This window comes from Kitasatospora sp. NPDC015121, assembly GCF_055562955.1.
The window spans coordinates 75,785-100,477 of the sequence record NZ_JBVHEH010000014.1; the positions used below are offsets into that span (position 1 = coordinate 75,785).

At 75.2% G+C, this 24,693-nt stretch carries 16 protein-coding genes; 4 read left to right on the forward strand and 12 right to left on the reverse strand.

Annotated elements, in window-relative coordinates; translation table 11 throughout:
- Nucleotides 1–110: 110 nt before the first annotated feature.
- Nucleotides 111–2,390, reverse strand: coding sequence for an ATP-dependent DNA helicase UvrD2 (locus ACZ3J7_RS21900; protein ID WP_465623627.1), 2,280 nt, complete (start codon nucleotides 2,388–2,390; stop codon nucleotides 111–113).
- A 184-nt stretch (nucleotides 2,391–2,574) separates the two neighbouring features.
- Between ACZ3J7_RS21900 and ACZ3J7_RS21905 the strand changes: the two genes are divergently transcribed.
- On the forward strand, nucleotides 2,575–2,826 hold the full coding sequence (locus ACZ3J7_RS21905) for a mycoredoxin (protein ID WP_465623629.1): 252 nt from the start codon (nucleotides 2,575–2,577) through the stop codon (nucleotides 2,824–2,826).
- Nucleotides 2,827–3,084: 258 nt separating this feature from the next.
- On the opposite strand, the gene ACZ3J7_RS21910 is transcribed toward ACZ3J7_RS21905, so the two are convergent.
- The 6 genes from ACZ3J7_RS21910 to ACZ3J7_RS21935 all read right to left on the reverse strand — a co-directional run bounded on the left by ACZ3J7_RS21910 (nucleotide 3,085) and on the right by ACZ3J7_RS21935 (nucleotide 10,806).
- Nucleotides 3,085–3,876: a GntR family transcriptional regulator gene (locus ACZ3J7_RS21910; RefSeq protein WP_465623631.1), complete on the reverse strand. Its 792-nt coding sequence runs from the start codon at nucleotides 3,874–3,876 to the stop codon at nucleotides 3,085–3,087.
- A gap of 256 nt (nucleotides 3,877–4,132) precedes the next feature.
- Nucleotides 4,133–5,074, reverse strand: coding sequence for an NAD(+) diphosphatase (gene nudC, locus ACZ3J7_RS21915; RefSeq protein WP_465623633.1), 942 nt, complete (start codon nucleotides 5,072–5,074; stop codon nucleotides 4,133–4,135).
- A 34-nt stretch (nucleotides 5,075–5,108) separates the two neighbouring features.
- Nucleotides 5,109–6,506, reverse strand: coding sequence for a dipeptidase (locus ACZ3J7_RS21920; protein WP_465623636.1), 1,398 nt, complete (start codon nucleotides 6,504–6,506; stop codon nucleotides 5,109–5,111).
- A 78-nt stretch (nucleotides 6,507–6,584) separates the two neighbouring features.
- A complete protein-coding gene (locus tag ACZ3J7_RS21925; protein WP_465623638.1) occupies nucleotides 6,585–9,413 on the reverse strand; it encodes an FtsX-like permease family protein in 2,829 nt (942 codons plus the stop codon).
- Nucleotides 9,410–10,174 carry an ABC transporter ATP-binding protein gene (locus ACZ3J7_RS21930; RefSeq protein ID WP_465623641.1) on the reverse strand — a complete coding sequence of 255 codons (765 nt, stop codon included), beginning with the start codon at nucleotides 10,172–10,174 and terminating at the stop codon, nucleotides 9,410–9,412. Before ACZ3J7_RS21930 ends, ACZ3J7_RS21925 begins: the two co-directional genes overlap by 4 nt.
- A 17-nt stretch (nucleotides 10,175–10,191) precedes the next feature.
- Complete coding sequence (locus tag ACZ3J7_RS21935; RefSeq protein WP_465623643.1) at nucleotides 10,192–10,806, reverse strand: PadR family transcriptional regulator; 615 nt, start codon at nucleotides 10,804–10,806, stop codon at nucleotides 10,192–10,194.
- 112 nt (nucleotides 10,807–10,918) lie between these two features.
- Between ACZ3J7_RS21935 and ACZ3J7_RS21940 the strand changes: the two genes are divergently transcribed.
- Nucleotides 10,919–11,827 carry an endonuclease/exonuclease/phosphatase family protein gene (locus tag ACZ3J7_RS21940; protein WP_465623646.1) on the forward strand — a complete coding sequence of 303 codons (909 nt, stop codon included), beginning with the start codon at nucleotides 10,919–10,921 and terminating at the stop codon, nucleotides 11,825–11,827.
- 10 nt (nucleotides 11,828–11,837) lie between these two features.
- On the opposite strand, the gene ACZ3J7_RS21945 is transcribed toward ACZ3J7_RS21940, so the two are convergent.
- The 4 genes from ACZ3J7_RS21945 to ACZ3J7_RS21960 all read right to left on the reverse strand — a co-directional run bounded on the left by ACZ3J7_RS21945 (nucleotide 11,838) and on the right by ACZ3J7_RS21960 (nucleotide 20,129).
- A complete protein-coding gene (locus tag ACZ3J7_RS21945; protein ID WP_465623649.1) occupies nucleotides 11,838–13,034 on the reverse strand; it encodes a PP2C family protein-serine/threonine phosphatase in 1,197 nt (398 codons plus the stop codon).
- Nucleotides 13,035–13,232: 198 nt separating this feature from the next.
- Nucleotides 13,233–16,424, reverse strand: a complete 3,192-nt coding sequence (locus ACZ3J7_RS21950; protein ID WP_465623652.1) for a UvrD-helicase domain-containing protein — start codon at nucleotides 16,422–16,424, stop codon at nucleotides 13,233–13,235.
- Nucleotides 16,411–19,683 carry an ATP-dependent helicase gene (locus tag ACZ3J7_RS21955; protein WP_465623655.1) on the reverse strand — a complete coding sequence of 1,091 codons (3,273 nt, stop codon included), beginning with the start codon at nucleotides 19,681–19,683 and terminating at the stop codon, nucleotides 16,411–16,413. The genes ACZ3J7_RS21950 and ACZ3J7_RS21955 overlap by 14 nt, the downstream gene beginning before the upstream one ends.
- Nucleotides 19,684–19,790: 107 nt before the next feature.
- Entirely contained in the window at nucleotides 19,791–20,129 is a 339-nt protein-coding gene (locus ACZ3J7_RS21960) for an MGMT family protein (RefSeq protein WP_465623657.1), read from the reverse strand.
- Between the two features lie 142 nt (nucleotides 20,130–20,271).
- On the opposite strand from ACZ3J7_RS21960, the gene ACZ3J7_RS21965 reads away from it, so the two are divergent.
- Together ACZ3J7_RS21965 and ACZ3J7_RS21970 are read left to right on the forward strand one after the other, a co-directional pair.
- Nucleotides 20,272–22,995, forward strand: a complete 2,724-nt coding sequence (locus ACZ3J7_RS21965) for a flippase-like domain-containing protein (RefSeq protein WP_465623659.1) — start codon at nucleotides 20,272–20,274, stop codon at nucleotides 22,993–22,995.
- A 91-nt stretch (nucleotides 22,996–23,086) separates the two neighbouring features.
- A complete protein-coding gene (locus ACZ3J7_RS21970) occupies nucleotides 23,087–23,446 on the forward strand; it encodes a hypothetical protein (RefSeq protein WP_465623661.1) in 360 nt (119 codons plus the stop codon).
- Here the strand turns inward: ACZ3J7_RS21970 and moeZ are convergent.
- Nucleotides 23,443–24,621, reverse strand: coding sequence for an adenylyltransferase/sulfurtransferase MoeZ (gene moeZ / locus ACZ3J7_RS21975; RefSeq protein WP_465623663.1), 1,179 nt, complete (start codon nucleotides 24,619–24,621; stop codon nucleotides 23,443–23,445). The genes ACZ3J7_RS21970 and moeZ overlap by 4 nt on opposite strands.
- Nucleotides 24,622–24,693: the final 72 nt, after the last annotated feature.

The following is a 24,693-nucleotide window of genomic DNA, read 5'->3' on the forward strand; positions in this document are numbered from 1 at the left end:
GATGTCTGGTTGATGGTCAGCGCACGCAGAAACAAGCCCTCTGCGAGCTTCGCGGCCTCGTCCCCTTGACCGCTCCGGCAGGCTATTGCGCCGTACGCGCGGCGCGCAAACTATTTTTCCGGCGAGTTCTCGGCCTCGTCGTCGGCCTCGCCCTCGGAGGGGGCGTGCTCGGACTCCGGCTCGGTCTCCCCCGCCGGTTCCGGACTCTCCCCCGCACACAACAAGAGCACGTCGGCGCCGTACTTGTCCAGCTTCATGGCACCGACCCCGGAGATCCTGGAGAGTTCGGCGAGGCTGCCGGGCACGTCCTCCGCGATGGCCGTCAGGGTGGCGTCGGTGAACACCACGTAGGCCGGGGCGCCCTGCTCCTTGGCCTTGACCGAGCGCCACTCGCGCAGCCGCTCGTACAGCGCCTCGTCCATCGTGGACGGGCAGCCCTCGCAGCGGCGGAGCTTGCGCTCGACGGCGTCGGTCAGGGTGCGCTCGCAGACCCGGCACTTGACCGGGCCGCCGCGGGCCCGGCGCGCGGCGGAGCGCTCCGCGCCGGGCTCCACGCCGCCGCGCCCGCCCCGGGTGCGGGCGCCGGGGCTGCCGGAGCCGGGGCGCAGGCCGTCCAGGAAGCGGGTGGGCTTGCGGGAGGCGCGGCCGCCCGGGGAGCGGGAGAGCGCCCAGGAGAGGGTGAGGAAGCGGCGGGCCCGGGTGACGCCGACGTACAGCAGCCGGCGCTCCTCCTCGACCTGCTCGTCGGTCTTGGCGTAGATGATCGGCAGCGTGCCCTCGCTCAGGCCGACCAGGAAGACCGCGTCCCACTCCAGGCCCTTGGCGGCGTGCAGCGAGGCGAGCGTGACGCCCTCGACGGCGGGGGCGTGCTGGGCGGCGGCCCGGGCGTCCAGCTCGGCGACGTAGGCGGCCAGGTCGGCGCTCTCGTCGGCGGCCCGGCGGGCGGTCTCGAACTCCCCGGCGAGCCGGACCAGCGCGTTCAGCGACTCCCAGCGCTCGCGGACGGCGCCGGAGCCGGCCGGCGGGGTGGGCGCGAAGCCCCGGGTGGCGAGCACCGCGCGGACCTGGGCGGCCAGGTCGGGCGCCGCGGAGGTCAGCGGGTCGTCGGCGGCCCGGGCGGCGCCCTTGAGCAGGACGCCGGCCTCGCGGACCTCGGGGCGCTCGAAGAAGCGCTCGGCGCCCTTGAGCTGGTAGGCGATGCCGAGGTCGGCGAGGGCCTGCTCGTACACCTCGGACTGGCTGTTGGTGCGGAACAGCACGGCGACCTCGCTGGCCCGCACGCCGGTGCCGAGCAGGTCGCGGATCAGCCGGGCGGTGGACTCGGCCTCGGTCGGCTCGTCCTGGTACTCGCGGTAGACCGGCTCGGGGCCGGCCTCGCGCTGCGAGACCAGCTCCAGCCGGTGCTGGGCGGCCTGGCCGCGGGCCTGCGCGAGCAGGCCGTTCGCCAGGTGGACGACCTGCGGGGTGGAGCGGTAGTCCCGGACCAGCTTGACCACGGTGGCGTCGGGGTGCCGGTGCCGGAAGTTCAGCAGGTGGTCGGGGGTGGCGCCGGTGAAGGAGTAGATGGTCTGGCTGGCGTCGCCGACCACGCAGAGGCTGGCGCCGCCGTCGCCGCCCGTCCACTGCTCCAGCAGGCGCTGCTGGAGCGGGGAGACGTCCTGGTACTCGTCGACGGTGAAGTGCCGGTACTGGGCGCGGACCCGGTCGGCGACCTCCGGCCGGTCCTCCAGGATCGCGGCGGTGAGCAGCAGCACGTCCTCGAAGTCGATCAGGCCGCGCTGGCGCTTGAGGTCCTCGTACGCGTGGTAGACCCGGACGGTCTCGGCCGGGTCGCGCGGGGCCTCGCGGCCGGACTTGGCGAGGGCGGCCGGGTAGTCGTCGGCGACGATCTGGGTGACCTTGGCCCACTCGATCTCGGCGGTCAGGTCGCGCAGTTCGGTGCGCTGGACGCGCAGGCCGCTGCGGCCGGCCGCCTCGGCGACCAGCTGGACCTTGCGCTCCAGCAGCCGGGGGAACTCGCCGCCGACGGCGCGCGGCCAGAAGTACTGGAGCTGGCGCAGCGCGGCGGAGTGGAAGGTGCGGGCCTGGACGCCGTCCGCCCCGAGCTGGCGCAGCCGGCCGCGCATCTCGCCGGCCGCGCGGGCGGTGAAGGTGACGGCGAGCACCTGGGCGGGCTGGTAGACGCCGCTGCGCACGCCGTAGGCGATCCGGTGGGTGATGGCGCGGGTCTTGCCGGTGCCGGCGCCGGCCAGCACGCAGACCGGGCCGTGCAGGGCGGTGGCCACGGCGCGCTGCTCGGGGTCGAGCCCGGCCAGCACCGCGTCCGCTCCGGTGGGGGTGGGGCCGTACTGCGCGTGCGGGTCGTCGAACCCCGGGAACTCTTCCTGCATGCCCTCCATCCTCGCAGGCGCTCCGGACACTGCGGACGGGGTTGTCCACAGGCGCCCCGCGATGATCGGATCGTCATGCCGGTCACGCGCCCGGAATGGGCCCGGCCCCCCGGGCGTTGCACCGGGCGGCCGCCCGGCCACCGTCCGTCCCGATCGACGTCACCGACCGAAGGAGTCCCGCGCTATGTCCGGCACCGTCACGATGTACAGCACGACCTGGTGCGGCTACTGCAACCGCCTCAAGAGCCAGCTGGACCGCGAGGGCATCGCCTACAGCGAGATCAACATCGAGCAGGACCCGGCCTCGGCGTCCTACGTGGAGTCGGTGAACGGCGGCAACCAGACGGTGCCGACGGTCGTGGTGGTGTCGGAGTCTGGCGCGCAGAGCGTGATGACCAACCCGAGCCTGCGGCAGGTCCAGGCCGCCCTGGTCTGACCGTTCCCGACCGTTCTCGACCGTTCCCGATCGACTTCCGAGCGGCTCCGCCCGGAAGTCGACCGCATTCCGACCGGAATTCCTTCCGGTGCGGCAGGAATCGGTCGCCGCGGGAAGCCGCCGCGGATTTCCACCGCCCGCGGAAAAGCCGCCGCCGCAGCGCCCAGCGCGCCACGGACGGCGGCTTTTCCGCGTCCGCCGGGCAACCGCCCCCGCCCGCACCCGTGCACCGACCGGCCGTGCAGCCGACCGGCCCGTTCAGCCGACCGCCGGGGCGCCGTCGCCGAGTTCGTAGAGCAGCCGGGCCCGGTCGGCGGCGTAGCGGGTCTCCACCACCCGGATCGGGCCGCGCCGGTCGCTGCTGATCCGGGTGTTGACCAGCAGCGGCACGCCGGGTCCGAGGCCGAACCAGGCGGCCTCGGCGGGGTCGGGCATCCGGGCAGTGAGGTGGTCGACGGCGGCGGTCTCGGTCCGGCCGAGCTCCGCCAGTATCCGCTCGTCGCCGCCGGGGACCGGCCGGTCCTGCATCAGCGGGGTGCCGGCGGCCAGCCCGGCCCGGTAGTGGCTCTCCTCGATGGCGTACGGCTCCTGGTCGACCCGGCAGAGCTGACGGCGCATCATCACGTTCTCCTCGGGGCGCAGTCCGAGCCAGGCGGCGATGTCGCGGCGGGGCCGGACGGCGGCGACCTCGAAGTCGACGGTGAGCTGCCGCCCGGCGGCCTCCGCCTCGGCGGCGTAGGCCTCGCCGCTGGGGGTGAGCGGCCCGGGCCGGGCCGGGCGGGCGGGGCGGGCGTGCACCCGGTGGTCGTGCCGGGAGGGCTGCCGCAGGTAGGTGCCCTTGCCCTGGACCCGCACCACCCGGCCCTCGTTGACCAGCACGTCGACGGCGAGCCGCACGGTGTTGCGGGCCACCTGGTACTGCTCCTCCAGCTCGTTCTCGACCGGGAGCCGGTCGCCGCCCTGCCACTCCCCCGCCTCGATGCGGCGGCGCAGGTCGGCGGCGAGCCGCTGGTACTTGGGGGAGGAGGTGGTGCCGCGGTGGATCGTCACGCGTGTGAATGTAGCCAGTGCGGTCGCGCGGTTTCAGCGGAATGCGCCAACCGCGCCCGGGAATTGGCGCCGGGAAACCCGCGCCGGGACGCTCCGGGCGCGTCCGAACCATTCCGTCCCCCACCGCGCCGCGCCTCGTGGACGCACCACGGGGGCGTGCGGATCACTCCGCACGCCCCCGTTGCGCGTTCGGGCCCCGGACGCCACCAAGCGGGCGGACGTCACCGGCCGGGCGGACGTCGCCGGTCGGCGGCCGTCACCAGCGGGCGGCCGCCGGCAGCGGTTCGCCGTACCAGAGCTCGACCAGGTACCGGGCGATCGAGATGCCGGACGGCGGCAGGATCTCCCCGGCGGCCATCCCGGCCCGCAGTTCCTCCCGGGAGAACCAGCGGGCCTCGGACAGCTCCTCGCCGTCCACGGTGATCCCGGTGCCGTCGGGCAGCGCCCGGCCGAGGAAGCCGAGCATCAGGCTGGACGGGAACGGCCAGGGCTGGCTGGCCACGTACTCGACCTCGCCGACCCGGACGCCCGCCTCCTCCAGCACCTCGCGGACGACCGTCTGCTCGATCGACTCGCCGGGCTCGACGAACCCGGCCAGCGTCGACCAGCGGCCCTCCGGCCAGAGCGCCTGGCGGCCCAGCAGGCAGCGGTCCTCGGCGTCGGTGATCAGCATGATCACCGCCGGGTCGGTGCGCGGGTAGTGCTCGGCCGCGCAGGAGGTGCAGCGGCGCAGGTGGCCGGCGCCGGCCTTCTCGGTGGGGTGCCCGCAGCGGGAGCAGAAGGAGTGCAGCCGGTGCCAGTGCTCCAGGGCGACGGCGTGCACCAGCAGGCCGGAGTCCCGGTCGCTGAGGCTGCTGCCGACCTCGCGCAGGCCGGCCGGGCGGGCGTCGCCGTCGAGCCGGCCGGGCAGCGACTCGCAGTCCAGGGCGAAGTAGTGGGTGCCGTCCTCGTCGGTGCCGAGGAAGTAGCGGTCACCGGTCTGCGGGGCCTCGAAGGAGGGCAGCAGGACCAGTTCGCTGCCGGCCGGGGTGTCGACCACGAAGGCCTCGCCGCCGGCGATCGGCAGCACCCGGGTGCTGGGGTGGCTCCAGGCGGCGGCCAGCCAGGGCTCGTCCAGCCGGCGGTGCGCCGCCCGGTCCACCCCGGCGCGGGCCAGCGCGAGGTGCTTGGTGTCGGGTGCGCTGCTCAACTCGTCCATCCCCGTTCGCGGTCGGTACGGCAGTGGTGGGGGTTCATCGCCGGAAGTTCTCCGCGAGGTCGCCCCACAGGTAGGCGGAGGTCTCGACGCCCTTGCGCAGCAGGTCGAGCTCCACCTTCTCGTTGATCGAGTGCCAGCCGTCCGAGGGCACCGAGATGCCGAGGAACAGCACCGGCGCCCCGAGGACGTCCTGCAGGTCGGCGGCGGGGCCGGAGCCCCCCTCCCGGGTGAACAGGACCTTCTGCTCGAAGGCCCGCTCCATCGCCCGGACGGTGGACCGGAGCGCGGGGTGGTCCAGCGGGGTCAGGCAGGGGCGGGTCGCGCCGGGGAAGACGATCTCGTACCGGATTCCCTCCGGCACCTGCGCGGAAACCCAGGCCGCGACGGCCTCCCGGACCTTCTCCACCTCCTGGCCCGCGACCAGTCGGAAGGACAGCTTGAGGTGCGCCTCGGCCGGCACGATGGTCTTGCCGCCGGGGCCGGTGTAGCCGCCCCAGATGCCGTTGACCTCGGCGGTCGGCCGGGCCCAGACCCGCTCCAGGGTGGTGTAGCCGGCCTCGCCCCGGGTGCCGTGCGACTTGGCGACCCGCAGCCACTGCGCCTCGTCGAAGGGCAGTTCGGCGAAGAGCGCCCGCTCCTCGTCGGTGAGTTCGACCACGCCGTCGTAGAAGCCGGGGACGGCGACCCGCCGGTCGGCGTCGTGCAGGCCGGCCACCAGGGCGGCGGCCACGTCGGCCGGGTTGGGGACGGCGCCGCCGAAGGAGCCGGAGTGGATGTCGTTGTCCGGCCCGTACAGGTCGACCTGGCAGTCGGCCAGGCCGCGCATGCCGGTGCAGACGGTCGGGGTGGTCTCGGACCACATGCCGGTGTCGGAGACGATCACCGCGTCGGCGGCCAGCCGCCCGGCCTCGCGGCGCACCAGGGCGGCGAAGTTCGGCGAACCGGACTCCTCCTCGCCCTCGATCAGCAGCTTGAGGTGGACGGCGGGGGCGGTGCGGCCGGTGGCGGCGAGGTGGGCGCGCAGGCCCAGGGTGTGGAAGAGGACCTGGCCCTTGTCGTCGGCGGCGCCGCGCGCGTACAGCCGGCGGCCGACCACGGTGGGCTCGAACGGGTCGGTGTCCCAGCCGTCCTCCCGGGCGGCGGGCTGCACGTCGTGGTGGCCGTAGACCAGCACGGTCGGCGCGCCCGGGTCGCCGGAGGGCCACTCGGCGAACACCGCGGGCAGCCCGTCCGTCTCCCACACCTCGACGACCGGGAACCCGGTCGCGCGCAGCTTGCCGGCCAGCCACTCGGCGGAGCGGCGGACCTCGCCCGCCCGGTCCGGGTCGGCGGAGACCGAGGGGATGCGCAGCCAGTCGGCGAGGTCGGCCAGGAAGGCCTCCTCGTGCCGGTCGATGAAGGAGCGGACGGCGCTGTCCGGCGTTTTCGTCATGCGGACGACTTTAGTTCGCCCGGACGGGTGCGTGCCCACGGCCTCCCCCCGCCGTGAGCACGGTCACCCGGCGCGGGTTCAGCCGGCCCGGCGGGTCAGCCCGATCCGGGAGCGGGTGAGCAGCGCGGCCAGCAGCACCGCCACCACCGGCAGGCCGACGACCAGTCCGGCCAGCTCCAGCCAGGGGACGGCGATGACCGCCTTCTCGTGGCCGACCACGGTGCCGTTGATCCAGACCGTCGAGTTGCGGGCCTCCATCAGCCGCAGCGACACCGCCGGGACGGCGCCGCAGAGCAGGCCGAGGATCGAGCCCATCGCGGCGATCACCCCGCACTGGAAGCCGGACAGCCGTCGCCGGATGCCGCCGGAGGCGCCGACCGCGGCCAGCGTGGCCAGGTCCTGCTGGGAGTCGGCGGCGGCCAGGCCGGTGGCGATGCCGGCCGCGCCGAGCGCGACCAGGGCGGCGAACGCGGTCAGGCCGATGGTGACCAGGCGGCGCTCCGGCTTGAAGCCCTGCTCGACCTGCAGGTAGGTGCTGTCGTCGAGCTTGCTGAGCTCGGCGGTGGCCTTCTGGACCTTCTTGTCGGCGATCGCGGCGGCCGGGTGCCACATCGCCCCGGCCGGGCGCAGGCCGAGTCCGGCCCGCTCGGCGGCCTGCCGGCTCATCACGGTGACCGCGAACGGGGCGTCCGAGTGCGCCTCGACCGCGTCGACCGTGACCTCGCGGGACCTGCCCCGGTAGTTCCCGGCGTCCGTCTCCTCCTTGGTGGGCGGCTCGGTGGCCTTCAGGTGGAGCTTGCCGCCGCTGACGTAGTCGGGGCGGAACACCACGGCCTTGCCCTCGGCCAGCGCCCGCTCGGCGGCGGGGTCGCGCACCTCCAGCAGGGTGTGCAGCAGCGCGGCGTCGCCGACCAGGGTGCTGCCGAAGAAGCTGGTCGGGTACTCGGGCAGCCGCTGCTGCGCCAGGCACCGGGGGTCGTCCATCAGCCTGCGGCGCTCGCCCTCGTCCTCGGTGTCGTCGGCCGGGCAGCGCTTCTCCGGCGCCTTCACGGCCTCGACGTACCCGCACAGGTAGCCGGTGGTGCACGGCCCGGCGTTCGGGACGGGGTCCAGCACGTCGGCGCGCTCGCCCAGGCCCGGCAGGTTGCTCTCCACCGACTCGCGCATCAGCGGGAACCGGGCGGACTCGTCGGACGGGCTGCCGCCCTGGATCAGCGCGACGGCGTTGGCCGGCATGGTCGGCCGGTACGTCCGGCGCTGCTGCTCGACGTCGCTGCTGGTGTAGATGCCGACCGCGACGGCGCCGGCCACGGCGGCCATCACGGCGGCCACGGCGGGCGCGGTGCGGCCCCGGTGGCGCACCGAGTCGCGCAGCGCGAGCCGCGGGCTGAGCGGCAGGTGGCGGCCGAGCCGGCCGAACAGGCCGATCAGCACCGGGGTGCAGAGCAGCATGCCGATCTCGGCGATCACCGAGCCGCCGAGCAGGCCCAGGATGACGGCGGTGTCGGTGGCCGCGCAGAACAGCGCCAGCGCGGAGCCGCCGGCCACCATGACCGCGCCGAGCACGGCGAGCACCCGGTTGGCGGGCTTGCTGCCGCCGCGGCCGGTGAGCGCCTCCACGACGTCCTGGCGGGAGGCCTGGACGGCGGGGACGACGGCCGCGAGCAGGCCGGTGACCAGGCCGAGCAGGGCGATCGCGAGCAGGTCCACCGGCTGCACGTCGAAGTGGCCGAAGCGCTGGCCGCCGTACTGCTCGGCCTGCGGGCGCAGCAGCGCGACCAGGCCGAGGCCGCCGGCCAGGCCGAGCAGCGCGCCGCCGGTGCCGAGCACCGCGCCGCCGGCCAGCACCACGGCCCGCACGTGCGAGCGGTCGCCGCCGCCGGCCGCGAGCAGGCCGAGCTGGCGGCGCGAGCGGCGGGCGCCGACCGCGAACGCCGGGCCGGCCAGCAGCACGATCTCCAGCAGCGCCATGCCGACCACCACGGCGGCGGCGGCCAGGGCGCTCTTGTTGACCTCCGTGTGGTTGCGCGACGCGGTGGCGTAGTAGGGCACCTCGGCGCGGGCCGGCGGGTCCAGCAGGACGGCCCGGGAGACCGCCGAGAAGCCGTACTCGTTGAGCTCCTTCACCTTCGACCAGGGCAGTTGCGCGCCGGCCGGGAGCTTGACCAGCCAGGTGGACCGGTCGCGGATCCGTCCGGCGTCGGCGGCCTTCGGGTCGGCCTTCACCAGGGGTTCGAGGATCGCGCCGGGGCGGCCGTACAGCACGGTCCGGTCCAGGTACTGCGGGTCCTCGACGACGGCGGTGATGGTGTACGGCGCGGCGTCCAGGCCGTGCAGCGCGGTGCGGTCGCCGATCCGCAGGCCGGAGCGGTCCAGGAAGTTCCGGGTGACGGCGACCTGGTCGGGCCGGGTCGGGGCGGTGCCGCGGACCAGGTCGAGCTTGCCCTGCCAGACCGGGTCGGTCAGGTCGACCTCGTCCAGGGTGACCGACATCCGGCCCTCCCTGGTCGTGGTCGTGGTGCTGCTGAGGTTGTCGGCCGGCACCAGCACCGCGCCGGGCAGCAGGTCGACGAGCAGCGCGGCCGGGTCGGTCTCGGCGCTGCGCCGCTGCGCGGCGTTCGGCTGCTCGCCCTTCTCGGGGGTGCGGGAGGAGTAGTCCTCGGCGTCGGGGCTCTGCAGGATCGTGCTGCCGCGGGCCTCCATGGTGACCGAGGCCTGGGCGGTGCCCATCGCCCGGGCCGCCTTCTCGGCCGGCTCCAGCTGGGCGCTGCGGGCGACCACGTCGACGCCGGCCACGCCGAGCACCGGGAGGGCGATCATCGCCAGGACGAGGGCGCTGCGGCCCTTGGCGCGCAGCGCGTCGCGGCGGGCGATCCGCAGGGCGGCGCGCCAGGCGGTCGGCTTCACCGGTCGCCGTCCTTGCGGGCGTTGGTGGCGGCGGCGAGCAGCAGGCTGCCGGCGTCCTGCCGGGCGGTCTCGTCGACCAGCAGGCCGTCGCGCAGGAAGACCACCCGGTCCGCCCAGGCGGCGTGCCGGGCCTCGTGGGTGACCATCATGGCGGCGGCGCCGGCGTCGCAGCGGGCCCGCAGCACGGCGAGCACGGACTCGCCGGTGGTGGAGTCGAGGGCGCCGGTGGGTTCGTCGGCGAGCACCAGGCGGCGGTCGCCGATCAGCGCGCGGGCGATGGCGACGCGCTGCTGCTGGCCGCCGGACATGTCGTCGGGGAAGCGGTCGGCGAGCTCGGCGATGTTCAGCTCCTCCAGCGCGGTGAGCGCCTCGCGGCGGGCGGCCCGGGCGGAGACGCCGTCCAGCTCGCGGGGCAGCGCGATGTTCTCGGCGGCGGTGAGCGCGGGTATCAGGTTGTAGTCCTGGAAGACGTAGCCCACCGAGCGGCGGCGGACGGCGGCCAGCCGCTTGCGGTCCAGCTCGCCCAGGACGGTGCCCTCGACGAGGACCCGGCCGCCGGTCGGGCTGTCCAGGCCGCCCGCCAGGGTCAGCAGGGTCGACTTGCCGGAGCCGGAGGGCCCCATCACGGCGACCAGTTCGCCGGGGTAGACCCGCAGGTCGACGGCGCGCAGCGCGTGCACCTCGGCCGCGCCGTGGCCGTGCGTCCGGCTGACCTGGTCGAGGTGCAGGACGGGCTCGGCCGGCTTGAGTTGTTCGGTCATCGCTCCCCCAGGGGGTTTCAGAGGCGGCCGCGGTCGCGGCTCTCGGCTGCGCGGCGGGCGGGCGGCGCGGCGGCGGGTTCGGTCGGTGCGGCGGCGGTGCGCCCGGCGTGCTGGGCGAGCCGGGACTCGCAGTGGTCCAGCCAGCGGATCTCCGCCTCGGTCTGGAAGATCAGCTGTTCCAGCACCAGCAGCCAGGCCAGGTCCTTGCCGGAGCCGTCGTCGGCGGCCAGCGCCCGGCCCTTGAGCCGGGTGTAGTCCTGCAGGGCCTGCATGCTGTGCCGGCGCTGGCCGTGCACCACCGAGGCCACGTCCACGCCGGGGATGGTCACCGCCATCGCGAGCTTGATCGCGAGTTCGTCGCGCGGCGGGTTGGTGCGCGGCACCGGGGTGTCGAACCAGCGGCGCAGTTCGGAGCGTCCCTCGTCGGTGACGGCGTAGAACTGGTGGCCCTCGTCGTCCTCGCCGGCCGACTCCACCAGCCCGTCCCGCTCCAGGCGGCCGAGCGTGGTGTAGACCTGGCCGACGTTCAGCGGCCAGGTCGCACCGGTGCGGGCCTCGAACTCGGATCTCAGCTGGTAGCCGTAGCGCGGGCCCTGGTCGAGGAGGGCGAGCAGACCGTGACGGATCGACATACCGAGTATGTATACCGGGTATGGTGCCCGTCGCTCAAGCCGCCACCCGTCCGCGACGCCCGCCCATCCGCGCCGGTCGGCCCGTTCACGTCCGCCCGGTACGGTCGTCGGCGTGACCACACTGCGGATCGCCACGTACAACCTGCTGCACGGCCAACCGCTCGCCCCCGACGGCAGCCCCGCGCCCTACCCGGCCGAGCCCGGCGCCCCGCTGGCCGGGGCCGTCGCCTCGCTAGACGCCGACGTGCTCGCCCTCCAGGAGGTCGACCGGTACCAGGAGCGCTCCGGCCGCACCGACCAGGCGGCCGTGGCGGCGAAGGCCATGGGCGCCGCCGACTGGCGCTTCGCCGCCGCCCTGCACGGCACCCCCGCCCCCGGCGCGGGCTGGCTGGCCGACCCCGCCCGGCCCGGCCTGGCCGTCTACGGGCCCGACGACCTGGCCGACGACTCCGGGCCCTCGTACGGCACCGCGCTGCTCACCCGGCTGCCCGTGCTGCACTGGCGGGCCCGCCGGTTCGCGCCCGCGCCCTTCGGCCTGCCGCTGCGGGTCGCCGGGCGGCGCGGGCTGACGCCCGTCCCGGACGAGCCGAGGGCGGCGCTCGCCGCGGTGCTGGCCGGGCCGGGCGGGGAGTTCACCGTGGTGGCGGCGCACCTGTCCTTCGTGCCGGGCTGGAACGTCGGGCAGCTCGCCGCGATCCGGCGCTGGATCGCCGACCTGCCGCAGCCCTACCTGGTGCTGGGCGACTTCAACCTGATCGGCGCCGTCCCGCGCACCGTGCTCGGCTCGGCGCACGCGATCCAGCGCACGGCGCGGCGCGAGCGGGTGCGCACCGCCCGGCGCACCCGCCTGCAGGGGTGGTACGACCTGGCCCGCACGCCCACCTACCCCTCGCACCGCCCGACGGTCCAGTTCGACCACATCCTGGGCATCGGCGTCCCGCGCAGCACCGTCGGCTCGGTCGCCGCCCCCCGCACCCCGGTCTCCGACCACCGCCCGCTGGTGGTCGACGTCGAGGTCTGAGCCGGGCCGCTCAGCAGCCGGCGTCCGCCGCCCCGCGGGCCGCCGAGTACGCGCCCTGGACGGGCAGCGCGACCGGGTCGAACTGGAGCAGCAGCATCGCCGCGTCGTCGCCGAGCTTGTGGCCGACGTGGCGGACCACGTCGTCGTGCAGGCGCTGCAGGATGTCGCCGGGGCCGTCGTCGGCGAGCAGCGGGAGGCGGTCGGTGAGGGGGTAGAACGCGCCGCCGTGGTCGCGGGCCTCGATGACGCCGTCGGTGTAGAGCAGGATCCGGTCGCCGGGTTCGACGGCGACGAGCTGCAGCGGGGGGCGGACGTCGGCGGGGTCGAGGACGCCGAGCGGGGGGACGGTCTCGTCGGCGGCGAGCAGCCGGGGCGGGTCCTCGCCGCGGAGCAGGACGGGCGCGGGGTGGCCGCAGTTGGCGATCTCCAGGGTGCCGTCGGCGCGCACGCCGACCAGCACCAGGGTGACGAACTCCTCGTCGACGCCGGGGTGTTCGTTCTCGTGCAGGGCCCGGTCGAGGCTGACCGCGAGCCAGCCGGCCACCTTGTCGAGGGCGGCCTCCTGGTGCGCGGCCTCGCGGAACGCGCCGAGCACGGCGGCGGCGGTCTCGACCGCGGCGAGGCCCTTGCCGCGGACGTCGCCCATCACGGCGCGCACGCCGTACCGGGTGTGGACGACCTCGTACAGGTCGCCGCCGATCGCGGCGTTGGCCGCGGCCGCGGCGTAGCGGACGGCGGCCCGGACCGGGCCGACGCGTTCGGGGACGGAGCGGAGCAGCACCCGGCGGGCGATCTCGGCGACCAGCTGGGCCTCGGCGAGGGCGAGTTCCTGCCGGATCCGCAGGGTGGCGGAGAGGTGGCCGATGCCGGCGATCAGGACGATCGCCGCGACGGTGGCGGCGTGCACGGACTGGCCGAGGATCTCGTGGTACCAGGCCATGCCGAAGGCGCAGACCTCGGCGAGGGCGCCGATCAGCAGCGGGTACCACGTCCGCCGGGAGACGACGGCGGCGAGGGCGGGGACGGCGGTCAGGGCGGGCTCGACGCTGACCTGACTGCCGGTCAGCGCGTCGAGCGAGAGGATCAGCAGCATGCCGACCAGCGGCAGCGCGTGCGAGGTCTTGGGCCAGGTGCCGGTGACGGTGCCGGGTACCGGGCCTGGGGTGGGGCCGTGGAGGACGTCCCTGATCCATCCGGTCGCGCTCAACGTCGGTCTCTCCAGCGGAAGGTGCGGGTGCTGCTCGGCACCTGCGGGTCTGACGGGAGGTCAGGGGGTCGGGAGCCCTGACGGCGGCCGGAGTACGAGGGATGACCGGTTACCGACCCCACAATAGGCACGAAACGTGCAGGGCGCACAGGTTTCGCGTGATCTCGTGACGGGTTGGATGCTCTGAGTGACTCTTTTCTACCTATTCCCGATCAGAAGATCGCTCAACTCTTTTCGGCCAGGAAGTCCTGACGGGGTTTCGACCCGGCCGGAGCGCACGTAGCAGAACGAGGCGGTGACCTGCTCCACCGGAACGCCCGCCTGCTCGGCCCAGGCCAGCCGGTAGACGGCCAGCTGCAGCGGGTCGCCGGAGTCCTCCCGGCCGGTCTTCCAGTCGACCACCTCGTAGCGCGGTGACCCTGCGCCACCCCCGGCGTCCCGGTAGACCGCGTCGATCCGGCCGCGCACCACCCGGCCCGCGAGCACCAGTTGGAACGGCGCCTCGACCGCGTGCGGGGTGCGGCCGGCGTACGGGCCGCGCAGGAAGGCCTCCTTGAGGCGCTCCAGGTCGCGCTCGTCCTCGATCTCCTCCTCGTCCAGGCCGGGCAGCGCCTCGGGGCCGAGCAGCAGCGGCTGGTCGTAGCGGGACTGCACCCAGGCGTGGAAGCGGGTGCCCCGGCGGGCGGCGGGCGCGGGCGGGCGGGGCATCGGGCGGGCCAGGTCGCGGGCGAAGCCGTCGGGGTCGGCGGCCAGCCGCATCAGCTGGGTGGCGGAGAGCGAGGCGGGCAGCTCGACGTCCCGGGTGGTGCGCCGGGAGCGTTCCAGTTCGCCGAGCAGGGCGGTCAGGTCGCGGTCCCAGGAGGCCAGCAGCCGCTGGTCCTCGACGGCCATCGGCTCGGGTCCGGGCGCGGGGGCGCCGGCCAGCCGGTGCCGGACCACCTGGGCGACCCGGCGGCGGGCGTGCTGGGCGTCCGGGTCGAGCGGCAGCGGCCAGGGGGTCTCCACCGAGACGTCGAACGCCGGGTTCCGCTCCTCGGGCCCGGGTTCCTCGGCCCAGTGCTCGACCTCGCCGCCGCCGTCGGGCCGTTCGCAGTGCTCGCGCAGCGCGGTGAGGAACGCGGACGGCCCGCGCCGGCGCTTCTGGGACGGCCCCCACCAGTGCCCGGAGGCCAGCAGCAGCGCGCGCGGCCGGGTGAACGCGACGTAGCCGAGCCGCAGTTCCTCGACCTCGCCGTGGTGCGCCATCTCCTTCTTGAACGCGCCCATGCCCTTGGCGGTCCAGGCCGGGGTGCCGGGCAGGGTGGCGGCGTCGCCGCGCAGCGCGTGCGGCAGCACCTTGCGGGCGGAGGTCCACCGCTCGCGCCCCTGGCCGGCCGGGAAGCCGCCCTTGACCAGGCCGGGGACGGCGACCACGTCCCACTCCAGGCCCTTGGACTTGTGCGCGGTGAGCACCTTGACGGTGTCCTCGCCGCCGGGCAGCCCGGCGTCCAGGCCGCGCTCGTACTCCTGGGCGGCGCGCAGGAAGCCCAGGAAGGCGGCCAGGCCGGGGTCGCCGTCCAGGTCGGCGAAGGAGGCGGCGATGTCCAGGAAGGAGTGCAGGGTCTCGCGCCGGCGGGCGGCCAGCGCCAGCGGGGAGGCGGAGAGTTCGACCTCCAGGCCGGTGACGGTGAGCACCCGGTGCAGGACGTCCATCAGCGGTTCGGCCAGCGCCCGGCGCAGTTCGCGGATCTCCCGGGCGAACCGGGCGAACCGCACCCGGGCCTCCGGCGAGAACGGCAGGTCGTCGGGCTGCTCGGCGTCGACGAAGGTCTCCAGCGCGTCGGCGAGCGAGACCACCTCGGTGGGGTCGGTCTCGGCGACGGCGGCGCTCAGGGCGTCCCGCTCGCCGGGGCGGGCGGTGCGGACGAGTTCGGCGGCGCGGCGGCCGAGCAGGGCCAGGTCGCGCGGGCCGGTGCGCCAGCGCGGGCCGATCAGCAGCCGGACCAGGGCGGCGTTCGCGGTCGGGTCCTGGAGGACCTCGCAGACCGCCACCAGGTCGGCGACCTCCGGGAGTTGGAGCAGCCCGCCGAGGCCGACCACCTCGACCGGGACCTTCCGGGCGACCAGCGCGGCGTGGATGTCGGGGAAGGAGCTGCCGGCCCGGCAGAGCACGGCGATCCGGCCGGGCGCGGTGCCGGTGCGCACCAGGTGCGCGATCGAGTCGGCCAGCCAGTCGACCTCCGCCGCGTGGGTGGGCAGCAGCGCGACCCGGGCGAAGCCGTCGTGCTCGGCGCCGGGGGCGGGCCGCAGCGCCTCCACGCCCTCGTGCATGGCGCGCAGCGGGGCGGCCAGCCGGTTGGCGAAGTCGAGCAGCCGGCCGCCGCTGCGGCGGTTCTCGCTGAGCGCGAAGCGGTGCGCCCGGCCGCCGTCGGCGAGCGGGAAGTGCCGGGGGAAGTCGTCCAGGTTGGCGACCGAGGCGCCGCGCCAGCCGTAGATCGCCTGGCAGGGGTCGCCGACCGCGGTGACCGGGTGCCCGGCGCCCTGCTCGCCGCCGAACAGGCCCGCCAGCATGAGGCGTTGGGCAACCGAGGTGTCCTGGTACTCGTCCAGCAGCACCACCCGGTACTGCTCGCGCAGCAGCCGGCCGACCTCGGGGCGCTGCTGGGCGAGCCGGGCGGAGGCGGCGATCTGGTCGCCGAAGTCGAGCAGGCCGAGCTTCTGCTTGCGGGCCCGGTAGTCCTCGACCAGCCGCAGCAGTTCCTGCCGGCCGCGGGCGGCTTTGGGGACGGCCCGCAGGTCCTCGTTGGTGAGCTTGGCGCCGGCCAGCTCGTCCAGCAGCTCCTCGTCGTACGCCCGCAGCCGCTCGGGCTCCACCAGGTGCTCGGCGAGCTCGGAGTCCAGCGCGACGAGTTCGGCGACCAGCGCGGAGAAGGTGCCGGTGAGCGCCGGGAAGGGGCCCCGGGCCTGGCGCAGCACCCGGGCGGCGAGCTGGAAGCGGGTGGCGTCGGCGAGCAGCCGGACGTCGGGTTCGATGCCCAGGCGCAGGCCGTGCTCCTTGAGCAGGGTGCCGGCGAAGGCGTGGTAGGTGGAGATCTGCGGTTCGCCGAGGGCGTCCTCGTCCTCGGCGCGGACGCCGGCCCGCAGCAGGGCGGCGCGGACGCGTTCGGCGAGTTCGCCGGCCGCCTTGTTGGTGAAGGTCAGGCCGAGCACCTGCTCGGGGCGCACCGCGCCGGAGCCGACCAGCCAGACCACCCGGGCGGCCATCACGGTGGTCTTGCCGGAGCCCGCGCCGGCCACGATCACGCCGGGGGCCATCGGCGCGCCGATGGCCGCCACCTGCTCGTCGTTGAACGGGATCTGGAGCAGTTCGCGGAGCTGGGCCGGGTGCCGCAACGGCTCAGTCGACGACATGCCGGCCGTCCCGCTGCGCGGAGCAGCTGCCGCGGAAGGCGCAGCGCCCGCAGCGCTCGCCCGCGGTGGGGGTGAACCTCTCGGCGAGCACCTTGCCGGCCGTCTCGACCAGCAGGTCCTCGATCCAGGGGGTGCTCTCCTCGGGCAGCTGCCGCTGCACCTTGGGGGCCTCGGGGTCCTTGCGGTCGGGTTCGCGCAGCTGCACCAGTTCGGCGCCGCCGGGGACCGCGCCGTGCTCGAAGCCGGGCAGCGAGTCGAGCGCGCCGTTGCTCACCGCGAGCTGGTAGACGGCGAGCTGGCGGTGCTCGGGCAGCGACTTGTCGGTCGGGACGTGCTTGCCGGTCTTGAAGTCGACGACGTACGCCCGGCCGGCGGCGTCGGCCTCGACCCGGTCCATCGAGCCGCGGATCCGGACGGCGACGCCGCCGACGTCCAGGGTCAGGTCGAAGTCGTGCTCGGTGGCGACGGTGACGCGTTCGCGCTCCAGCACGTGCCAGCGCAGGAAGCGCTCCAGGGCGGCCCGGGCCTCGCCCTTCTCCTGGGTGGACTTCCAGGGCGCGTCGAAGGCGAGGGCGTCCCAGACGGTGTCCAGCCGCTCCATCAGGACGGCCAGGTCGGCGGGGGTGCGGCCGGAGCCGACCTCGTCGGCGAGGGCGTGCACCACGTTGCCGAAGCCCTGGGCGGCGGAGGCGGTGGTGCCGGCCTTGACGTCCTTCTCCAGGAACCACTGGAGCGTGCAGGACTCCAGCTGCTCCAGGCCGCTGCCGGAGAGCCGGACGGGCTGCTCGGGCTCGCGCAGCGGCCGCGGGGCGGCGGTCGGGTCGTCCAGGCCCCACCACTGGTCGGGGTGGGCGGCGGGGACGAGCGGGCGGCCGTCCTCGTCGGTGGCGGCGGCCAGGGTGGCGAGGCGTTCGGCGGCGGCCCGGCGCAGCTGCGGGGAGCGGTCGGGGTCGACGGTGACGGCGCGCAGTTCGGCGACCAGCGCGGGCACCGACAGCGGGCGGCGCGGCCGGGCGGTGACGTCGGCGACCTTGACCCGGGGGACGCGCTCCAGCACCTTGCCGGTGCGCGGGTCGACGCTCTCGCGGTAGAGCTCGCGCAGGAACCGGGAGGGTTCGTCGCCGTCCTCGGCGGGCGCCTTGACGGCGGTGACGACCAGCCGCTCCTTGGCCCGGGTCGCGGCGACGTAGAACAGCCGGCGCTCCTCGGCGAGCAGCGCGGCCGGGGAGAGCGGTTCGGCGAGGCCGTCGCGGCCGATCCGGTCGGCCTCCAGCAGCGAGCCCCGGCGCCGCAGGTCGGGCCAGAGGCCCTCCTGGACGCCGGCGACGACGACCAGGCGCCACTCCAGGCCCTTGGCGCGGTGCGCGGTCATCAGCCGGACGGCGTCGGGGCGGACGGCGCGCACGTGCAGGGTGTCGGCGGCGATGTCCTGGGCCTCGACCTCGGCGAGCAGGTCGAGCGCGCCCCGGTGGCCGGTGACCCGCTCCTCGGCGCGGGCGGCGGTCTCGAACAGGGCGCACAGCGCGTCGAGGTCGCGGTCGGCGTTGCGCCCGGCGGGGCCGCCGCGCAGCGCGGCCCGCTCCAGGCGTTCGCGCCAGCGCCGGGAGCCGTCCCACAGCTCCCACAGCGCGTCCTCGGCGCTGGCGCCGCCGGCCAGCAGTTCGCGGACCTTGCGCAGCAGCATGCCGAGCTCGTGGGCGCGGCGGGCGTAGGGGGCGTCCACCAGGGCGAGCTGGTCGGGGTGGTCCAGGGCCTCGCGGATCAGCTCCTCGGCGGGGCGGACCACGCCCGGGGCGCCGTCGGCGGCGAGCGCGCGGCGCTCCTCCTCGCGCAGGGTGCGGCCCAGGCGGCGCAGGTCGGAGCCGTCCAGGGCGGCGAGCGGGCCGGTGAGCAGGGTGTGCGCGAGGTCGGCGGTGAGCGCGCCGGGGCCCTCGGCGCAGACCCGCAGGGCGAGCAGCAGCGGGACGACGGCGCTCTCCTCGCGCAGCGGCAGGTCGTCGCCGTCGATCTCCAGCGGGACGCCGGCGGCGGCCAGCGCGCGGCGCACCGCCGGTATGGTCCGGGAGCCGGCCCGGACCAGCACGGCCATCTCGCCCCACGGGACGCCGTCCTCCAGGTGGGCGCGGCGCAGCAGGTCGGCGACCGAGTCGAGCTCGGCGCCGGGCGTCGGGTAGGTGTACACCTCGACCGAGCCGCCCTCCCGGGAGGGCAGCAGGGCGCGGTGCGCGGCGAGCTTGTCGGCGGGCAGCCGGCCCATCGGCATCCGGCGGGCCAGCTCGCGGGAGGCGGCCAGCAGCACCGCGCCGGAGCGCCGGGACACCCGCAGCACCTTGACCTCGGCGGGCCGGCCGTCGGCGTGCCGGAAGGCGTCGGGGAACTCCAGGATGCCGTTCACGTCGGCGCCGCGGAAGGCGTAGATCGACTGGTCGGGGTCGCCGACCGCGACCAGGTCGCGCCCGTCCCCGGCGAGCCGCCGCAGCAGCCGGACCTGGGCGGGGTCGGTGTCCTGGTACTCGTCGACGAAGACCACGTCGTAGCGCTCGCGCAGCCGGGCCGAGACGTCCGCCCGCTCGGCGAGCAGCACGGCGCGGTGCACCAGCTCGGCGTAGTCGAGGACGCCGCGCAGGTCGAGCACGTCCAGGTACTCGGCCAGGAAGTGCGCGGCGGCGGCCCAGTCGGGGCGCTCCACGCCCGCCGCGAAGCGCTTCAGCTCCTCCTCGCCGAGGCCGAGCTCGCGGCTGCGGGCGAGCACGGCGCGCACCTCGTCGGCGAAGCCGCGGGTGGTCAGGCAGGCCCGCAGGTCGAGCGGCCAGCCGATGGTGCCGACGCCCGCCCTGGCGTCCTCGGCGCCGCCCGCGAGCAGTTCGCGGACCATCACGTCCTGCTCGGGGCCGGAGAGCAGGCGCAGCGGCTCGGCGTACTCCTCGGGGGCCTGGTGGGCGCGGAGCAGGGCGTAGCAGAACGAGTGGAAGGTGGTGGCCTGCGGGGCGGTGGCGCCGATCCGGGCGGTCATCCGGTCGCGCAGCTCCATCGCGGCCTTGCGGCTGAAGGTCAGCACCAGGACGCGTTCGGGCGCGGTGCCGTCGGCGACCCGCCGGGCGACCGCCTCGACCAGCGTGGTGGTCTTGCCGGTGCCGGGGCCCGCGAGCACCAGCAACGGCCCCGAGGCGTGCTCGACGACCGCCCGCTGGAAGGCGTCCAGGACGGGCGGGTCGGGCTGCGCGAGGGGGCTGCGCACCAGGCGGAACGGTGAGGTCACTGCGGTCCAGGGTCGTACGGCGGTTCAGCGGCGGCCCGGGGAACGGACTCGCCGCGACGAGCCTACGATCCTGCACCCACAGACCCCTCCGGCGCACATCGCCCCGGTCAGGCCGGTCCGGGCGTCCCGTCCCAGCGGGCGGCCCGGAGGTCGACCCGGGGCTCGCCGCCGACGGTGCGCAGCGGGGTGCCCTCGGCCCGGTAGGCGGGCAGCGCGCGGTGCTCGTGGCCGGGCAGCGGCCGCCCGTCCGCCCGGATCACCCGCCACCAGGGCACCGGCGCCCCGTACAGTGCCATCACCCGGCCGACCTGCCGGGGGCCGCCGCGGCCCAGGTACTCGGCGACGTCCCCGTAGGTCATCACCCGGCCGGGCGGGATGCGTTCGGCGAGGTCCAGCACCGCCTCGGCGTACGGCGGGATCTCGGGCGCTTCCTCGGGCTCGGTCATCCGACGGATTCTTCCCCATCCGGACGATTTCCCGCACCCCGTGCGGGCGACCCGGCGCGCGGGATGCCGCCCCTGGACCGCGCCCGGGTGGCGGGCATGGCAGCATCTTCGGGGCAGCGCGACACACGAGGACGAAGACCAGATGACCGGGACGGCCGAATTGAACGTGGACGAGGGCTCCGAGCAGCCCGCCACCGACGGTTCCGCCCCGCACCCGGTCGACCTGCGCCACCGCGCGCGGGAGGCACGGCACACGGGGGAGGACGCGGTGGCCGCACAGCTGCCGGCGGAGGAGGGGCCGGAGCGTCCGGACACACCGGACCGGCCACCGGAAGCGGACGACGGGTCGCCACCCGCCGGGGAGCCGGCCGTCGAGGAGCCGGCCGGCGAGTACCTGGCCGTCGACGAGCCGCTGCTCGCCCCGCGCGCGCACCGCCCGTCCGACCTGCTGAAGTTCCTCGGCGGCCTGTTCCTGATCATCCTGGTGTTCGTGCTGGCGCAGGTGGCGGTCTCCACCACCACCGGCATCGAGAAGGACATCACGGTCAACGCCGACCGGATCCCCGGCGTGCTCTCCAAGATCTCCGCGCTGGTCTCCTCGATCGCGGTGCTGACCGTGCCGCTGGCGTTCGCCGTCGAGCGGCTGATCAAGCGCGACGGCCTGCGGGTCGCCGACGGCGTGCTCGCCTCGGTGCTGGCGTACGGCGTCTCGCTGGGCGTCGACTGGTGGGTGGCGGCCAGCGCGCCGGAGGAGATCCGCAACGCGCTGACCCAGTTCCCGCCGGGCGGCGGCGAGACCCTCACCGACCCGGTGCACGGCTACCTGGCGCCGGTGATCGCCTACATGACGGCGGTCGGCATGTCGAGCCGGCCGCGCTGGCGGGTCGCCCTGTGGGTGGTGGTGATCCTCTCCGGCGCGGCCGAGCTGATCAACGGCAACACCACCCCGCTCTCCCTGGTGCTGACCGTGCTGATCGGCTGGTCGGTGGCGTACGGCACGCTGTACGCGATCGGCTCGCCGAACATCCGCCCCACCGGGCAGCACCTGATGATCGGCCTGCGCAAGGTCGGCTTCGCCCCGTCCGCCGCGCACCTGGCGCCGCCCGCGCCCGGCGGCACCCGCCGCTACCTGGTGACCCAGCAGACCGGCCCGCTGCTCGACGTCCACATCATCGACCGCGAGCAGCAGGCCTCCGGCTTCTTCTACCGGGCGTGGCGCCGCCTGCGGCTGCGCTCGGTGGCGGTCCGCCGCAGCCCCCAGTCGCTGCGCCAGGCCCTCGAACAGGAGGCGCTGATCGCGTACGCGGCCGCCGCCTCCGGGGCCCGCGCCCCGCAGCTGGTCGCCACCTCCGAACTCGGCCCGGACGCCGCGATCCTGGTCTACGAGAACGTCGCCGGGCGGACGCTGGACGACCTCGCCGACGAGGAGGTCAGCGACGCGGTGATGGCCTCCTTCTGGGCCTCCGTCGCCACCCTGCACGAGCGCCGGATCGCGCACCGCCGGCTCACCGGCGAGTCCCTGCTGGCGGTCGACGACCGCACCGGCTGCCTGGTCAACCTCTCCGGCGGCGACATCGCGGCCGGAGACCTGACCCTGCGGATCGACGTCGCCCAGCTGCTCACCACCTTCGCCCTGCGGGTCGGCCCGGAGCGCGCGGTGGCCACCGCCACCGCCGTCCTCGGCCCGACCCGGATCGCCGAGGCGCTGCCGCTGCTCCAGCCGGTCGGCCTGAGCCGGCAGACCCGGGGCGACCTGCAGCGGATGACCAAGGAGCGGAAGACCGCCGCGCAGGCCCTCGCCCTCAAGCAGGTCGCCGCCGGCGAACGCACCCAGCAGCAGGCCGAGGAGGACATCGCCCGGGCCGGCGAGGACCTGCTCGCCCGGATCCGGGCGCAGATCCTGCAGATCGCCCCCGAGGCGCCGATGGCGCCCGTCAAGCTGGAGCGCCTGCGCCCCAAGACCCTGATCATGGTGGTGGCGCTCGCCTTCGCCGCCTACCTGGCGCTCACCACCATCCGGCCGGACCAGTTCAAGGTCTCCCAGATGAACTGGGCCTGGGCCTCGCTCGCGCTGGCCGCCTCGGCCTTCTCGTACGTGGCCGCCGCGATGAGCCTGACCGGCTTCGTCCCGGAGCGGCTCCCGTTCTGGCGCACGGTCGCCGCCCAGCTGGCCGGCTCCTTCGTCAAGCTGGTCGCCCCGGCCGCGGTCGGCGGCATCGCGCTGAACACCCGCTACCTGCAGAAGGCCGGCATCCGCCCGGTCCAGGCGGTCGCCTCGGTCGGCGCCTCCCAGCTGGCCGGCCTCGGCGGGCACCTGCTGCTGCTGTTCGCCTTCGGCCTGATCACCGGCTCGCAGACCAACGGCGACCTCGGCGCCTCCCGGGCCGTCATCATCGGCGTCCTGAGCGCCGCCGTCCTCGCCCTGGTGGTCGCCGCGGTCGCCCCGCTGCGCCGCTTCGTGGTGACCCGGGTCCGCTCGCTGCTGTTCGGCGTGATCCCGCGGATGCTCGACCTGATGCAGACCCCGCGCAAGCTGGTCACCGGCTTCGGCGGCATCGTCCTGCTGACCCTCTCGTTCACCGCCTGCCTGGACGCCTCCGTGCACGCCTTCGGCGGTGGCGCCAACGTCACCTACGCGGCCGTCGCCGTGGTCTTCCTCACCGCCAACGCGGCCGGTTCCGCGATCCCCACCCCCGGCGGCATCGGCCCGGTCGAGATCGCCCTGATCACCGCCCTCACGGTGGCGGGCGTCCCCGCCACCGCCGCCACCCCCGCCGTCTTCCTCTACCGCCTGCTGACCTTCTGGCTGCCCGTCCTGCCGGGCTGGATCGCCTACAACGTGCTCCAGCGCAAGGGCGCGCTCTAGCCGGCCCCAGGAGGGGCGGGCCGGCTCCGCGACGATCCGCTCTCCCGGCACCGGGGCCGGCCCGCACTCCGCCCGGCTCGCGGCGTCGTCGGTGACGAACGGCCGCTCGACCTGGTACGCGGTCTCCCGGACGGCGCGGACCGTCGGGTCGACCGGTCCGAGCCGGGCCGGCACCGGCCGCGGCACGGCGGCGGTCCCCGGGACGGACCGTCCGGCGGCCGCGCTGAGCGCCTGGGGCGGCCTGCTGGGCGCGCTCCCGCTGGAGCTGTTCGGCCACCCGGCCCGGATCACCCCCGGCCCCGGCCCGTACTTCGACCACCGGATCCGCCGCACCGGCGCCCTGCTCGGCCTGGCCGGCCCAACCGCCCCCCGACCTCCTCCGGACGCACGGAACCGCCCGGCCGGGGAGGCGAATCCCCGACCGGGCGGTCCCGGTACCGCCGTCGCCTAGTAGACGGGCTTCTGCGGCTCGATCTGGTTGACCCAGCCGATCACGCCGCCGCCCAGGTGCACCGCGTCCGCGAAGCCCGCGGACTTGAGGACCGCGAGGACCTCGGCGGAGCGCACACCGGTCTTGCAGTGCAGCACGATGCGCTTGTCCTGCGGCAGGTCCTGCAGGGCGTTGCCCATCAGGAACTCGTTCTTCGGGACCAGCCGGGCGCCCGGGATCGAGACGATCTCGTACTCGTTGACCTCGCGGACGTCGATGATGTCGATCGCCTCGCCGTTGTCGATCCACTCCTTGAGCTGCTTGGAGGTGATCGTGGAGCCGACGGCGGCCGCGGAGGCCTCCTCCGAGACGACGCCGCAGAACGACTCGTAGTCGATCAGCTCGGTGACGGTCGGGTTCTCGCCGCACAGGGCGCAGTTCGGGTCCTTGCGGACCTTCACCGAGCGGTACTGCATCTCCAGGGCGTCGTAGATCATCAGACGGCCGACCAGCGGCTCGCCGACGCCGGCCAGCAGCTTGATCGCCTCGGTGACCTGGATCGAGCCGATCGAGGCGCACAGCACGCCCAGCACGCCGCCCTCGGCGCAGGACGGGACCATGCCCGGCGGCGGGGCCTCCGGGTAGAGGCAGCGGTAGCAGGGGCCGTGCTCGGCCCAGAACACGCTGGCCTGGCCGTCGAAGCGGTAGATCGAGCCCCACACGTACGGCTTGCCGAGCAGCACCGCGGCGTCGTTCACCAGGTACCGGGTGGCGAAGTTGTCGGTGCCGTCGACGATCAGGTCGTAGCCGGAGAAGATCTCCATCACGTTGTCGTTGTCCAGGCGCTCCTCGTGCAGGATCACCTCGACCAGCGGGTTGATCTCCTTGACCGAGTCGCGCGCGGACTGGGCCTTGGACCGGCCGATGTCGGACTGGCCGTGGATGATCTGGCGCTGCAGGTTCGACTCGTCGACGGTGTCGAACTCGATGATGCCGAGCGTGCCGACACCGGCCGCGGCCAGGTACATCAGCGCCGGGGACCCGAGGCCACCGGCGCCGACGCACAGCACCTTGGCGTTCTTCAGCCGCTTCTGCCCGTCCATGCCCACGTCGGGGATGATCAGGTGGCGGGAGTACCGGCGGACCTCTTCGACGGTGAGCTCGGCGGCGGGCTCGACCAGGGGGGGCAGCGACACGGGGACTCCGATGGTCGTCAGGTTCTGTTCGACTACGCCAACAGTGTCACGTGCCCGGGGTATTCCAAGACA